This is a genomic window from Neptuniibacter sp. QD37_6, from assembly GCF_047778085.1.
Classification (GTDB): domain Bacteria; phylum Pseudomonadota; class Gammaproteobacteria; order Pseudomonadales; family Balneatricaceae; genus Neptuniibacter.
Map to the genome: position 1 here is coordinate 3,198,076 of NZ_CP180550.1, position 14,201 is coordinate 3,212,276.

General features: G+C 46.0%; 14 protein-coding genes and 1 other RNA gene. 5 read left to right on the forward strand and 10 right to left on the reverse strand.

Features of this window, described 5'->3' with window-relative positions; all coding sequences use genetic code 11:
• Nucleotides 1-11: 11 nt before the first annotated feature.
• The 5 genes from dapB to grpE form a co-directional block, all read right to left on the reverse strand.
• Entirely contained in the window at nucleotides 12-818 is an 807-nt protein-coding gene (dapB, locus tag ACMXYO_RS15305) for a 4-hydroxy-tetrahydrodipicolinate reductase (protein ID WP_415885992.1), read from the reverse strand.
• 14 nt (nucleotides 819-832) lie between these two features.
• Nucleotides 833-1,639: a serine O-acetyltransferase gene (cysE, locus tag ACMXYO_RS15310; RefSeq protein WP_415885993.1), complete on the reverse strand. Its 807-nt coding sequence runs from the start codon at nucleotides 1,637-1,639 to the stop codon at nucleotides 833-835.
• A gap of 49 nt (nucleotides 1,640-1,688) precedes the next feature.
• The gene (gene dnaJ, locus ACMXYO_RS15315) at nucleotides 1,689-2,822 is read right to left on the reverse strand and encodes a molecular chaperone DnaJ (RefSeq protein WP_415885994.1); all 1,134 of its coding nucleotides are present in this window, start codon (nucleotides 2,820-2,822) and stop codon (nucleotides 1,689-1,691) included.
• 157 nt (nucleotides 2,823-2,979) lie between these two features.
• On the reverse strand, nucleotides 2,980-4,911 hold the full coding sequence (gene dnaK, locus ACMXYO_RS15320) for a molecular chaperone DnaK (protein ID WP_415885995.1): 1,932 nt from the start codon (nucleotides 4,909-4,911) through the stop codon (nucleotides 2,980-2,982).
• A 148-nt stretch (nucleotides 4,912-5,059) separates the two neighbouring features.
• Complete coding sequence (gene grpE / locus ACMXYO_RS15325) at nucleotides 5,060-5,665, reverse strand: nucleotide exchange factor GrpE (protein ID WP_415885996.1); 606 nt, start codon at nucleotides 5,663-5,665, stop codon at nucleotides 5,060-5,062.
• A 199-nt stretch (nucleotides 5,666-5,864) separates the two neighbouring features.
• Here grpE and recN point away from each other — a divergent pair, with 199 nt between their 5' ends.
• Nucleotides 5,865-7,529: a DNA repair protein RecN gene (recN, locus tag ACMXYO_RS15330; protein WP_415885997.1), complete on the forward strand. Its 1,665-nt coding sequence runs from the start codon at nucleotides 5,865-5,867 to the stop codon at nucleotides 7,527-7,529.
• A 97-nt stretch (nucleotides 7,530-7,626) separates the two neighbouring features.
• Here recN and fur read toward each other — a convergent pair whose 3' ends face one another.
• Nucleotides 7,627-8,049, reverse strand: a complete 423-nt coding sequence (gene fur, locus ACMXYO_RS15335) for a ferric iron uptake transcriptional regulator (RefSeq protein ID WP_415882585.1) — start codon at nucleotides 8,047-8,049, stop codon at nucleotides 7,627-7,629.
• A 120-nt stretch (nucleotides 8,050-8,169) separates the two neighbouring features.
• Between fur and ACMXYO_RS15340 the strand changes: the two genes are divergently transcribed.
• On the forward strand, nucleotides 8,170-8,511 hold the full coding sequence (locus ACMXYO_RS15340; protein WP_415885998.1) for an outer membrane protein assembly factor BamE: 342 nt from the start codon (nucleotides 8,170-8,172) through the stop codon (nucleotides 8,509-8,511).
• Nucleotides 8,512-8,535: 24 nt separating this feature from the next.
• On the opposite strand, the gene ACMXYO_RS15345 is transcribed toward ACMXYO_RS15340, so the two are convergent.
• The 3 genes from ACMXYO_RS15345 to ACMXYO_RS15355 are packed head-to-tail and all read right to left on the reverse strand — an operon-like array spanning nucleotide 8,536 to nucleotide 10,660.
• Nucleotides 8,536-8,832 (reverse strand): RnfH family protein, encoded by a 297-nt coding sequence (locus ACMXYO_RS15345; RefSeq protein ID WP_415886000.1) that lies wholly within the window; start codon nucleotides 8,830-8,832, stop codon nucleotides 8,536-8,538.
• Nucleotides 8,833-8,846: 14 nt separating this feature from the next.
• Nucleotides 8,847-9,278 carry a type II toxin-antitoxin system RatA family toxin gene (locus tag ACMXYO_RS15350; protein ID WP_415882588.1) on the reverse strand — a complete coding sequence of 144 codons (432 nt, stop codon included), beginning with the start codon at nucleotides 9,276-9,278 and terminating at the stop codon, nucleotides 8,847-8,849.
• Nucleotides 9,279-9,295: 17 nt separating this feature from the next.
• The gene (locus ACMXYO_RS15355; RefSeq protein WP_415882589.1) at nucleotides 9,296-10,660 is read right to left on the reverse strand and encodes a sodium-dependent transporter; all 1,365 of its coding nucleotides are present in this window, start codon (nucleotides 10,658-10,660) and stop codon (nucleotides 9,296-9,298) included.
• Nucleotides 10,661-10,934: 274 nt separating this feature from the next.
• On the opposite strand from ACMXYO_RS15355, the gene smpB reads away from it, so the two are divergent.
• From smpB to ACMXYO_RS15370, 3 genes are all read left to right on the forward strand, one after another.
• Nucleotides 10,935-11,408, forward strand: coding sequence for an SsrA-binding protein SmpB (gene smpB / locus ACMXYO_RS15360; protein ID WP_415886001.1), 474 nt, complete (start codon nucleotides 10,935-10,937; stop codon nucleotides 11,406-11,408).
• A gap of 186 nt (nucleotides 11,409-11,594) precedes the next feature.
• Nucleotides 11,595-11,954, forward strand: a transfer-messenger RNA (tmRNA) gene (gene ssrA / locus ACMXYO_RS15365).
• A gap of 83 nt (nucleotides 11,955-12,037) precedes the next feature.
• Nucleotides 12,038-13,681 (forward strand): tyrosine-type recombinase/integrase, encoded by a 1,644-nt coding sequence (locus tag ACMXYO_RS15370; RefSeq protein WP_415886002.1) that lies wholly within the window; start codon nucleotides 12,038-12,040, stop codon nucleotides 13,679-13,681.
• 109 nt (nucleotides 13,682-13,790) lie between these two features.
• Here ACMXYO_RS15370 and ACMXYO_RS15375 read toward each other — a convergent pair whose 3' ends face one another.
• Nucleotides 13,791-14,180 carry a hypothetical protein gene (locus tag ACMXYO_RS15375; RefSeq protein WP_415886003.1) on the reverse strand — a complete coding sequence of 130 codons (390 nt, stop codon included), beginning with the start codon at nucleotides 14,178-14,180 and terminating at the stop codon, nucleotides 13,791-13,793.
• Nucleotides 14,181-14,201: the final 21 nt, after the last annotated feature.

A 14,201-nucleotide genomic window follows, 5' to 3' on the forward strand; every position in this document is an offset into this window, starting at 1 on the left:
ATTCAGGGTTCTTATTTAAGACCTAGAATATCCTGCATATCGTACAAGCCATTCTCTTTTGCTGCTAACCACTTACAAGCACGTACAGCGCCTTTAGCAAAAGTTAGACGGTTACTCGCCTTGTGGGTAATCTCGATACGCTCACCTTCTGTACCAAATAGCACAGTGTGATCGCCTACTACATCGCCAGCACGGATCGTTTCAAAACCGATCTCACCACGAGGACGCGCGCCTACCTGACCTTCACGACCATATACTGCACACTCTTTAAGATCACGACCCAACGCGTCAGCAACTACTTCACCCATACGTAGTGCTGTACCAGAAGGAGAATCCACTTTGTGACGGTGGTGAGCTTCGATAACTTCGATATCGTAATCATCGTTACCTAGCGCTTTCGCTGCGATTTCAAGCAACTTGAAGCACAAGTTCACACCAACACTCATGTTGGGTGCAAATACAATGGCAACGCTCTCAGCAGCCTTCTCTAGCACTTCTTTCTGTTCATCAGTCAAACCTGTCGTACCGATAACAACTTGCTTACCGTGAGTAGTACAGAAACGAACATTCTCAAGAGTGACTTCTGGTGCAGTAAAGTCGATTAGCACGTCAAAATCAGCAACCGCTTCATGCAAAGAACCAACAATCTTAACGCCTAGCTTACCAACACCTGCAACTTCACCAGCATCTGCGCCGATCAAAGAACTATCAGGCTCAACAATAGCTGCACCTAACTCGATGCCTTCAGCCATCTTTAGCGCTTCGATATTTGCTTTACCCATACGACCGGCTGCGCCAGTAACTGCTACTTTAATCATGTAAGTTTCCGCTCTTATTTGTTTTTGTCGTGAAGGATATTCTGGTCCATATCCAATGCAGGTTTATCGCACTGAGGATGGCCAACAGCACGGGCAGGTACACCTACAACCGTTGTATGCCTTGGCACATCATCCAACACAACACTTCCGCCACCTACTTTGGCACCTGAGCCCACTTCGATGTTACCGAAGATCTTGGCACCCGCCGCGATCATAACGCCTTCACGAATTTTCGGATGACGATCACCACAATCTTTACCTGTACCACCTAGAGTTACAGATTGCAGGATAGAAACATCATTTTCGATCACACTGGTTTCACCCACAACAATACCCGTTGCGTGATCAAACATTACGCCATGACCGATTTTAGCCGCAGGGTGAATATCAACCTGCAACACACAACTAACTCTGCTCTGAATATAAAGCGCCATACTCTTACGGCCTTTATTCCACATATAGTGCGCCACACGATAAGCCTGAATTGCATGAAAGCCCTTAAGGTACAGCAATACAGTCGCATATTTATCGATTGCCGGGTCTCGGGTACGAACCGCAGCTATATCTGCACACACAGCCTGTAAGATCTCTGGCGCTTCACGAAACACTTCTTCGATCACTAGACGAAAAGTCACTGCTGGCACCGCATCATCATGCAGCTTACGGCTCAACAGATAAGCTAAAGCAGAACACAAGCTTTGATGCCCTAAGATATTAGCGTGATAAAACCCCGCCAACACAGGTTCTTCAATAACTTCACGTTCGGCTTCTGCCGTAATTTCATCCCAAAGCCAAGTTGGGCATTCTGGATTCTGGCTCATGCCATCCCCATTCTTATAAAATTTAAGGGGCAATAAATGCCCCTTAAAATTAGGTCATATCTTCAAAAAACTTTTTCACAGAATCAAAGAAGCCATGCTTCTTCGGGCTGTGTTTATGCGTACCTTGCTCCATCTCGTCTTGGAACTCACGCAATAGCTCTTTCTGACGGCTGCTCAACTTAACCGGCGTTTCCACAACCACTTTAACCAGAAGGTCTCCCGTAGATCCACCGCGAACCGGCGCTACACCCTTGCCACGCAGACGGAACATTTTTCCTGTCTGAGTTTCGGATGGTACTTTCAACTTAACACGACCATCAAGAGTTGGAACTTCTAGCTCACCGCCCAATGCTGCATCAACAAAGCTGATCGGCACTTCGCAGTATAAGTGTTTACCGTCACGCTCAAAGATCGGGTGATCTTTAACATGAACTTGTACATATAGATCGCCTGCTGGACCACCATGAGTACCTGCTTCGCCTTCACCCGCTAGACGGATACGATCGCCTGTATCAACACCTGCTGGGATCTTAACGTTAAGCGTCTTAGTCTTCTCTTTACGGCCATGACCATGACAGTCAGTACAAGGATCAGTAATGATCTTGCCTTCACCATGACAGGTCGGACAAGTCTGTTGTACTGAGAAGAAGCCCTGCTGCATACGAACCTGGCCTTGACCGCCACAAGTACCGCACACTTTTGCAGAAGTACCAGGCTTAGCACCAGAACCATCACAAGTTTCACACTCTACAAGCGTAGGAACTTTGATACTCTTTTCTACACCACGAACCGCTTCTTCCAGCGTCATTTCCATGTTGTAGCGTAAGTCAGCGCCACGTTGTACCGAGCTACGGCCGCCGCGACCACCGCCGCCACCGAAAATATCGCCAAATACATCGCCAAAGATATCAGAGAAGTTACCGTCGAAGCCGCCACCGTGACCACCACGCATGTTCGGATCAACACCGGCATGACCGTATTGATCGTACGCAGCTTTCTTCTGAGCGTCAGATAACACTTCGTAAGCTTCGTTTACTTCTTTGAACTTATCTTCTGCATCCTTATCGTCCGGGTTACGGTCCGGATGATATTTCATTGCCATACGGCGGAAAGCTTTCTTGATATCGCGATCAGATGAATCCTTAGATACACCCAATACTTCGTAATAATCTCGTTTTGACATGGTCACTACACTATACAGTCACAACACTGTTTTCGGCTTTAAGCCGGATATGACAACGCGGGCATAGAGCCCGCGGTGCCGAGTAATTCGACTTTGCAGCATCGTTAGACACTGCAAAGTTCTACGCTTATTTAGCCCGATTCAGCTAAAAGGCGACTTATTTTTTGTCGTCTTTAACTTCTTCGAACTCAGCGTCTACTGCATCATCGTTACCGCCAGCTTGTTGCTGTTCAGCACCGCCTGCACCTTGCTCAGCTTCAGCTTGCTGTGCAGCTTCTGCGTACATCTTCTGAGCAACACCAGAGATCGCTTCAGTAAGTGCAGCAGTTTTAGCTTCGATAGCGTCTTTGTCGTCGCCTTTAAGCGCTTCTTCAAGCTCAGCAGTTGCTGCTTCAACAGCTGCTTTCTCTTCGTCAGTCGCTTTATCGCCAGCTTCTTCCATAGTCTTCTTAGCAGAGTGAACCATTGCATCGCCCTGGTTACGAGCAGTAGTCAGTTCTTCGAACTTCTTATCTTCTTCAGCGTGAGCTTCTGCATCGTTTACCATCTGCTCGATTTCGTCATCGCTTAGACCAGAAGAGGCTTTGATTACGATAGACTGCTGTTTACCAGTCGCTTTATCCTGCGCAGATACGTTAAGAATACCGTTGGCATCAAGGTCGAAAGTTACTTCGATCTGAGGCACACCGCGTGGTGCTGGTGGGATCTCAGCCAAGTCGAAACGACCTAGAGATTTGTTCTGTGCCGCTTGCTTACGCTCACCCTGTACAACGTGAATTGTTACAGCGTTTTGGTTGTCGTCTGCAGTAGAGAAGATCTGAGACTTCTTAGTTGGGATAGTCGTGTTCTTCTCGATTACTGGAGTAGCTACGCCACCCATAGTTTCGATACCAAGCGTTAGAGGCGTTACGTCTAGTAGTAGAACGTCTTTAACGTCACCTGCTAGTACCGCACCTTGAATCGCAGCACCCATTGCTACCGCTTCGTCAGGGTTAACGTCTTTACGTGCTTCTTTACCGAAGAATTCAGCAACTTTTTCCTGAACCATTGGCATACGAGTCTGACCACCAACCAAGATAACTTCGTCGATTTCAGAAGCGCTTAGATCAGAATCTTGTAGAGCGATCTTACATGGCTCTAGAGAACGCTGAACTAGTTCTTCAACTAGAGACTCAAGCTTCGCACGAGTGATCTTAACGTTGAGGTGTTTTGGACCTGTCGCATCAGCAGTGATGTAAGGTAGGTTAACGTCAGTCTGCTGCGCAGAAGATAGTTCTACTTTAGCTTTCTCAGCACCTTCTTTAAGACGCTGTAGCGCTAGTGGATCGTTGTGTAGATCGATACCTGTGTCTTTCTTGAACTCATCAGCCAAGAACTCGATCAAACGTAGGTCAAAGTCTTCACCACCAAGGAACGTATCACCGTTAGTAGAAAGTACTTCGAACTGGTGCTCGCCATCTACTTCAGCGATCTCGATGATAGAGATATCGAAAGTACCACCACCTAGGTCATATACAGCGATAGTTTTGTCGCCTTTAGACTTGTCCATGCCGTATGCAAGAGCAGCAGCAGTTGGCTCGTTGATGATACGCTTAACTTCTAGACCAGCGATTTTACCCGCATCTTTAGTCGCCTGACGCTGAGCATCGTTGAAGTATGCTGGTACAGTTACAACGGCTTCAGTTACTGTCTCACCTAGGTAGTCTTCTGCAGTTTTCTTCATCTTCTTCAGAATCTCTGCAGAGATCTGAGGTGCAGCAAGCTTGTCGCCTTTAACTTCTACCCAAGCATCACCGTTGTCAGCTTCAACGATTTTGTATGGCACCATTTTGATGTCTTTCTGAACAACATCATCTTTGAAACGACGGCCGATAAGACGCTTGATAGCAAATAGCGTGTTGTCTGGGTTAGTAACCGCCTGACGTTTTGCAGGCTGACCAACTAAGATTTCACCTTCATCAGCGTAAGCAATGATGGAAGGCGTTGTGCGATCGCCTTCAGCGTTTTCGATAACTTTAGCGCTGTCGCCATCTAGGATAGAAACACAAGAGTTTGTAGTTCCTAAGTCAATACCGATGATTTTACCCATTTGTATCTGCTCCAATTCTTTCTAAGCTGCCCGTTCTAACGGGCAGTGATTAATTCTATAAGTGACTTACTAGTCAGTATGAAATCTATATAAGTACGTTTCGCAGGGTTTCAAGGCCGAACCCAAAATTAAATTTACCTAACGTACCTTAAGCTTTAGCCACAACAACCATCGCAGGACGTACTAGACGGCCGTGCAATGTGTAACCTTTCTGCATTACTGCAATAACTGTATTTGGCTTCGCATCTGGAGACTCAACCATAGACATCGCTTGGTGTAGTGCCGGATCAAATGCTTCGCCCATAGGATTAACCTGTTCCATCTGGAATTTAGCCAGACCAGATAGGAACATGTTCATAGTCATCTCAACGCCTTCTTTCATCGGCTTAACCGCTTCGTCATCACCGAAGGCTTCAATAGCGCGCTCTAGGCTATCGACGATTGGCAACATTTCGTTGGCAAACTTCTCTACGCCAAACTTGTGCGCCTTTTCTACATCCTGTTCAGCACGACGACGAACATTCTGAGCATCAGCCTGAACACGTAGTATCTGATCCTTTAGCGTCTCAACCTCAGCTACTGCTGCAGCTAGATCAGCTGCCAATTTATCCGCATCCTGAGCAGTCTCTTCTGCAGCAACCTGTTCCGCTTCACCTTGTTCAGCGTTTTCTTCTTGCGCTTCTTCCGCTGCTACAACCTCTTCTGGCTGCTCAACTTTCTGCTCTTCTACTGGGTTCAGTTCTTCGTTTGCCATTGTGCTCTCCAGCCAGCCCATTCAATAAACTCGAGGGCGTCTGTTGGGTGTTAATATCAATTGCTCTTGAATATGGGGACAAAGAGATCGCTTTCAACAGATAAATTCGATTTTTTTACGCTAATTTCAGATAAAGATTGCATCCGATCAAAATATGACTTATACAGAAACCACTGTATAAAAACACATGTATTTTATTATGCTGAATCAATTATCTATTTGTGACTTTGCCATTGTTGATCACCTTGATCTGGAACTAAGCCAAGGCATGACCGTAGTCAGCGGTGAAACAGGTGCGGGTAAATCGATTATGCTCGACGCCCTAGGCCTAGCCTTAGGTAACCGCGCAGAGAGCGGTGCCGTACGCCAAGGCGCTGAGAAAGCCGACATCACAGCAAGCTTCAACATAGATAGCATCCCTGAAGCCTCTCAATGGCTGTCAGAGAATGATTTAGATAATGACGGTGAATGCATACTGCGCAGAGTGATCACTAAAGAGGGGCGCTCACGCTGCTATATCAATGGCCGCCCATCGCCTGCCAGCTTAGTGAAAAGCCTTGGCGAGCTGCTGATTGCTATTCATGGTCAACATGAACACCAACGCCTACTAAAAAAAGATCACCACCGCACGCTACTCGATAACTTTGCCGGACAGACTAAACTGGTCAGCCAAGTTCACAATAGCTACCAGCAATGGCATAAACTCGATAGCGAGCTAAAACGTCTCTCTGAACAAAGCGCCGAACAAACAGCACGCGTGCAACTATTAAGCTATCAGATTGAAGAGTTAGACCAGCTCGCCTTAGCCGATGGCGAATTTAAGCAACTGGAAGAAGAGCAAAAAACTTTAGCTAATGCCGAGAGCATTCTGAATACAGGCCACCAGCTAATCAATCTAGCCAGCGATAGCGATGACGCCAACTGCGTACAACAACTGAATCACTGCCTGCAGCTTCTATCTGAAATCCAATCAGAATCGCCCTCAGTGCGACAAGCCAACGAGATGCTGAACTCGGCATTGATCCAAGTTGAAGAAGCCAGCAACGAGATCCGCCATTACATGGATCGCGTCAATGTTGACCCGAGCAGACAACAAGATGTCGAAGAACGCTTATCAACGATCTACGAGATTGCGCGTAAGCACCGCATTAACCCAGATGAGCTTTGCGAGTTCCATCAATCGCTTAGCCAAGAGCTATCCAGCCTAAGTCGCTCTGACGAAGAGTTAGAGCAACTCGCCCTTGACGTTGAGAGCGCCAAAACTGAATACCTCGCTTACGCTAACAAGTTAAGCACCAAACGCTCAGCCGCCGCTAAAAAGCTAGGCAAATTAGTCGATCAGCAACTGCATAATCTGGGCATGCCATCTGCGCAGATGTCTGTTGCATTAACCGCTTTAGAAAAACCAAGTCTGAACGGTTTGGAAGAAGTCGAGTTCCTGATTATTACCAATGCCGGCCAACTACCAAAACCATTAGGCAAAATCGCATCCGGTGGTGAGCTATCACGTATCAGTCTTGCTATCCAAGTAATCACAGCACAAACCTCCACCACCTCGACACTAATCTTTGATGAAGTCGATGTAGGTATTGGTGGTGCCATTGCCGAAGTCGTGGGTCGCCTACTAAGACAACTGGGTGAAAAAGCACAAATTCTATGTGTAACTCATCAGCCGCAAGTCGCGAGCCAAGGCCATCAACATCTATTTGTGAGAAAACAGACGGATAAAAAGACCACTCACACGCAGATCAATCAACTTTGCGCGGACAGCCGTGTTAAAGAAGTTGCACGTATGTTGGGCGGGATCGATATTACAGAGCGATCTATTGAGCATGCTAAAGAGATGCTTGCTCAAGCAAGCTAGACCTCAAGCCCATACACATAGTTTTTGGAAGGGTATTCCATACACTAAAAAACCCGCTAGTAGCGGGCTTTTTAGTTGTCACCAGAGCAAGTACTGCTTATTTTTCGTCTGCGTCTTTGTGAACGCCGTACAGGTAAATAGTACGATCAGTCACAGTAAAGCCCATAGACTCAGCGATCTCGTTTAGAAGCGCATTCAAACGTGGATCGTTAAATTCTTTTACGATGCCACTTTTTACGCAAACAATGTGATCGTGTTCTTCATCACGCGCCAATTCAAATACAGAGTGACCACCTTCGAAGTGGTGACGTGTTACAAGACCAGCCGCTTCAAACTGAGTTAGTACACGGTAAACCGTTGCCAAACCAACATCTTCACCTTTTTCCATCAGCAACTTATAAATATCTTCAGCACTGAAGTGATCGCCTTCACCAGCCTGTTCTAGGATCTGATAAATTTTTACGCGAGGCAAAGTAACCTTCAGGCCTGCTTTTCTTAGTTCCTGATTTTCAAGTGACATAGTTATCTATTCTCTAAGCTGTTGGTGATTACATAATCATGCGGAAGCTGAATTGCTTGTTCAATAGCGCACGAAACTTTATTATCCGCATTTACGCACAATAGTGGAAGCAAAATTCTGATGCAAAAACTACTAATTGCTACAACTTTTACTGTAGCACTAACTCTAGCCGGTTGTTCTGGTTTCCCAGGTGTTTATAAAATCGACATCCCGCAGGGTAATGTTGTAACGCAAGAGATGGTAGACCAACTTCGTCCAGGCATGAGTCAAAGCCAAGTTCGCTTTATCATGGGTTCCCCGTTAATCACTGACACCTTCCACGAAGGCCGTTGGGATTACCTATACACTAAGAAAAGCGGTGAAGATGGCAGCTATACCAAAGAGCGCATCTCTCTATACTTCACAGATGGCAAGCTAAATGGTTTAAATGGCGACTTCCGCCCAGGTGGTAAGCGTAGCTAAACCTTAGCTACGCAGGCGTGCAGCTTATTCAGCTTCTTTCTTTGCTTTCACCTTAGCTGCGCGCTTGGCCCTTGCTTCCTTCGGATCAGCAATTAAAGGGCGATAGATCTCGACACGCTGACCTTCCCGCAAAATAGTCTCTTTAGGGTTCTTGATTGCTTTAGCAAAGATACCCATAGGATCATTCTCAGGATCGATCTGTGGATAAAGCTCCACAATGCCAGACTGGATAACCGCATCATAAGCAGTGCAATCATTAGCCACAGTCAAAGCTATAATTTTTTGCTCTGTAGGAAGGGCATAAGCGACTTCAACATTCATAGTGACACTTTCTCTTAAACGTATACTTGATCTGCGCGGGTTACAAAGGCATCAACCATAGTCGTTGCAACTTGGTTAAAAACCTTACTCATCGCCATAGAAGCAATTTTACCCGAGAACTCAAACTGTAAGCTTAAGCTTACTTTACACGCTTCATCACTAAGCGGTTTGAAATCCCACACACCACTCAAGCGGGAAAAGGGCCCCTCTTCCAATTCAAGTGTCATGCTTACAGGGCGGTTAAGCTGATTTCGGGTGGTAAAGCTATATTTCAAGCCACCTTTAGAAAGGAACAAAGTCGCAACCAACTCATCGTCGGTGCGACTTATAATCTCGGTGCTAGCGCACCAGGGCAAAAACTCAGGATATCGTTCTACATCATTTATAAGATCAAACATCTCTTCTGCAGTGTGCAAAACCAATGCACTGCGATCTACCTGAGTCATGCCTTTTATTCATTCCTTTACTTCAACTTCTCAACTAGGTTGAGAATAAAGATTACAGCTACCGCTACTGGCGATACATATCGCAGCGCAATATACCATGCATTGAACAGTAAAGGAGAGGAGATTGCCAATTCATCTTCAGCCATTTTACGAGTTACGAACCAACCCGCGAAGATTGCGATGAACAATCCACCCAATGGCAACATGACATTAGCCGTCATAAAGTCTAGGAAATCAAAGACATTGAAGCCCATCATCTTGAAGTCGGAGATGAAGTTGAAAGAACCTAGCGCAGCGATACCTAAGCCCCAAACAACAAGACCTAGTGCGATACACGCAGGAACACGGCTCCAGCCAAACTTCTCAACCAACCAAGCAGCTGCTGGTTCGATTAGAGAGATAGCTGAAGTCCAGGCAGCAATACCTACAAGTAAGAAGAATACGAAACCAAAGATCTGACCACCAGGCATCTGGCCGAAAGCAACAGGTAGCGTTACAAACATTAGACCAGGACCCGCACCAGGATCCATGCCGTTAGCAAATACGATCGGGAAGATAACCAAACCCGCAATCAAAGCAACGATAGTATCCATTGCAGCGATTGTGATTACAGAACCGCCGATAGAGGTCTTCTTAGGCATATATGAGCCGTACGCCATAATCGCACCCATACCCAGAGATAGGGTGAAGAATGAGTGACCTAGCGCGATCAATACGGCATTCCAACTCAGCTCAGAGAAGTCGAAGTGGAATAGGAAATCAAAACCTTGAGAGAAGCCTTCTGTCTGCATGGAGTAACCAAGCATGATCAATAGAAGGATAAATAGCGCAGGCATCAATAGCTTAACAGCGTTCTCTAGGCCTTTCTTAACGCCACCAACGATAACCACCATTACCATGGCAACAAAGATCGTATGCCAGATCAGCAATGTCTGAGGATCAGCTAGCAAATCATTAAAGACTTTACCCGCATCATCACTGCCAATCGCAATGAAATCACCAGTACCCATACCAGCGATGTAATAAAGCACCCAACCCGCAACTACAGAGTAGAACGAGAAGATCATAAAGCCGGCTAGTACACCCATCCAACCAACAAATGACCATTTCCCTGAATGATTGGCTTCTATCGCCACATCTTTCATAGCATTGATAGGACTTTGTCTACCACGTCGACCGATGAAGACCTCTGCCATCATGATTGGTACACCAACCATCAAGATACAGACAAGGTATACCAGTACGAACGCACCGCCACCATTTTCGCCCGCAATATATGGGAACTTCCAAATATTACCTAAGCCAACTGCCGAACCAGTGGCCGCCAAAATAAAGATCCAACGAGATGCCCAAGCACCGTGGATAGACTTCTTTTCCTGCATGAACTGCTACTCTTCTGGGGGGTTAGTCGCGAAAAAACGCAAATTCTTTCACTTTTTCCTTATTAAGTACATCGTTGACTGCTCAAAAAGTGCACACTCCGCCACCTACCCAGAACTTTAGGGATATCCCCTGTTTTAGATAGTAAAAACAGAGCTTTTTATTGTGCAGATTGCACATTCAGAACTTTGTAGAAGTATATGAACAAATAGAAATAGTTTTCCCTGATTGCAAGGCGCTTTCCCTTAGCAAGCCTGATCTATATAATCGCCCGCCATGGCCAAGAAAAAGAAAGCCCCATCGGGCAACACAATTTGTCAAAACAAAAGAGCACGTCACGAATACCTAATTTCGGATAAATTCGAAGCAGGTCTCGTTCTGACTGGCTGGGAAGTAAAAAGCCTACGCGAAGGACGCGCGCAACTGGTGGAATCCTACGTGGTTATCCACAAAGGCGAAGCTTGGTTAGTTGGTGCACACTTCACTCCGCTGAAAACAGCCTGCACCCACGTAGTCGCAGATCCGACCCGTGATCGTAAATTGCTACTTAACCACCGTGAGCTGGTCAAGATCATCAACGCGACTGAAGCTAAAGGCTTCACTTGTGTAGCACTCTCCCTTTACTGGAAAGGCAATCGCATCAAATGCGAAATTGCGCTAGCCAAAGGTAAGAAGCAACACGATAAACGCGCCGCAGATAAAGACAAAGACTGGGCTCGTCAGAAACAACGCCTTATGGCAGCTAAATAGCTGCCATAGCACAACCTCTATACCTCCTTCTTTTTACCGATCCATCTTTCCATCGCAGCAACGCATTCCAACCCCTTTTTAGTTTTTCCAAAAAAGCCTCAAAGGAACTTACACAAAAAAATTGGGTCGAAGCTTCACAATCTACTCGTCTATACCCAACACAATAGGTATAATCGCGAGTTATCTGGGGATGACTTGGCTTCGACGCTGATTACAAAACCTTAGGTGCATGTCGAGAATGTAGTGAATCTCGTAAATCCCTCACTACACAGTTATAGTTGCTAACGACGATAACTACGCTCTAGCTGCATAAGTCAGCTTGTGCCGCTCCTTCAGGTGTCTGTAACTAAAGGATTTTGCGGTATCATTCGAGACAGAATCGCCCGGATGCTTCGCCTTAAGCTGAACGGCTAAAACTTAAAAAGGCTCGCCCATAACACCCTGGCTCTCGGGTCGTGACGGGTTAACTAAATAGAGAAGCCTAAACATGTAGATCTTGAGGCGGAGGATTGACGGACGCGGGTTCGACCCCCGCCATCTCCACCAAACTCCCTGAAGGCCCCGTTAATCGGGGCTTTCGCTTATCTGGGCGTTAGAAAAAGCCGGTCTGTAACACTCAGGTGTAACACATGCAGAGCCCTAACTACATGATTCTACGCGGTAAGACCTACTGGTTTAACTACGCTCTTCCCTTCAGCTCCACCCGCTTAAGACTCAGTCTAAAATCACAGTGCAAAGACATCGCACAGGCCGTAGCTTATCGACTATCATTGCGCGTCAGTCAGTATTTAGAGGTCGTACCACCCGTGCAGTACTCAGAAGCAGAGATTAAAACGCTGGCCCGTCAGTGGGCTGAACAGTTGCTAAATGAAGTAAAGGAAGATGCGCTCTCTTCTGGAATGCTTAAGGAGAAAGAGCAGTATGAACATTGGGAACAAGCTTCATTCAATGTCTCTGAAGCACGAGAAGCCGTAGCCTACAACAATCTCGATTACTCTTCTCGAGCTGCCGACCTATTTATTGAGGAACATGATCTAGCCGTAACTAAAGACTCATACGAGTACAACCTTCTCCGAAGTGAGATGAATACCCACAGCGTTCAGTTCTTCGAATACCAAAGAGCTTTATACTCCAAAGGCGAACCTTTACCAGAGACTTTCTTCCCTGATACTACTGTAGTTACACCTGTTCTTCCCAAGCCAATAGAGATCGAGCCAGAACCCTCACCAAGCATCACGGAAGTCTTCGAGAAATGTAAGGAAGACAAGATACGTTGTGGTGAGTGGAGCACGAACAAGAGCATAAACTCATACAGTGCTGTAATAGCTGTGCTGCTTGAAATCATGGGCGACAAACCTATTAGCGAATTTAGCAAAGCCGATGTGCGTGACTACAAAGAGCAGCTACCTAAGTATCCTAAGAACAGAACTAAGGCGAAACACTTAAAGAACCGGACGCTAGAGGAGATTACCGCAACAGGTGACTATGAAACCATCTCAGACCAGACAGCTCACAATCAGTTTGATAAAGCAAAAGCTGTCTTCAATTGGGCTGAGCGTGAAGGTTACATTGATAGATCACCTTTTGGTGACATGACGATCAAGGTCAACCAGAGAAGTAAGGAAGCACGACTACCGTTCTCGACTGAAGACCTTCAAGCCATATTCTCACAGCCGGTCTTCACAGAACGGAAGTTCACGAAGAACTGGCACTATTGGGTACCTCTGATTGGCCTCTATACTGGTGCGCGTATCAGTGAAATCTGTCAGTTAAAACTGGACGAAGTAAGCCCGAAAGACGGCATTCCGGCTTTCCATATCATTGCTGATGAAGAAGGCAGAAGACTGAAGAACGCTGCATCAAGACGCATTATTCCTATCCACCAGCAACTTATTGATTATGGTCTACTGGGCTACGTTAATCAGATGAAAGCGAAAGGGGAAACAATGCTGTTCCCTGAGCTTGAGGGCTATGCTTCAGAGAGTTGGGGCAACGAGCCTAGCAAGTGGTTTGGTAACCTCAAGAAAAGAATCATAACCAAAGACGCTAACCGCAAAACGTTCCATTCATTCAGGCACGGCATGACAGACAAACTGAGACTGCAACAGGTGCAAAGCCATATCATTAGCCAACTACTAGGGCATGAGCAGGAATCGACTACACATAGCACTTACGGAAGCGAGCAGATAGGCGTTGTGCAGCCTGCCTTACAGCAGGTCGACTTCAGTGAAGTGCTTGAAGGAGTTAAGCCGTTCTACGCTGAGAAAAGCTGAGAGGAAGCCCAAAGGGGGAAATGATTTAGCCGAAAAAATATGAGCATCTTTATATAAATAGAGTTACTGTCATCTCCCCCCCGTACCGGCTATACATAGCTATTAGAAACTAATTATCCTTTTCTAAAGCGACAGCCAGCGTAGCCATAAGTAAATCTTTAGGACAGCCGACATTACTGAAAATTGTTGTTACATTTGCAACATGCCTGTATTCATTATGAATCTGAACATCCATCTCATGAAGAAAGTCTGCCAGTCGCTTCATATCACCGCCTGATTTTCCTTGAGAGGTAGTCTCAGTAAACGATTTTTGTTTCGCATTATTAAAAGTTTTCACAGAAGACATCGCACTTCTGACTTCTTCCATTAAAGACAAGCAAACACCTGCATCTGAAACTGACATATTACTCATTTCTGCTTTAACTGACGTTGAGCTAACAACAAAGAGCAAAACGACAGCAAGCATAGACTTACTCTGCGATACCAACGACTGCATCATACATTTTCCTTAATTTTCAAA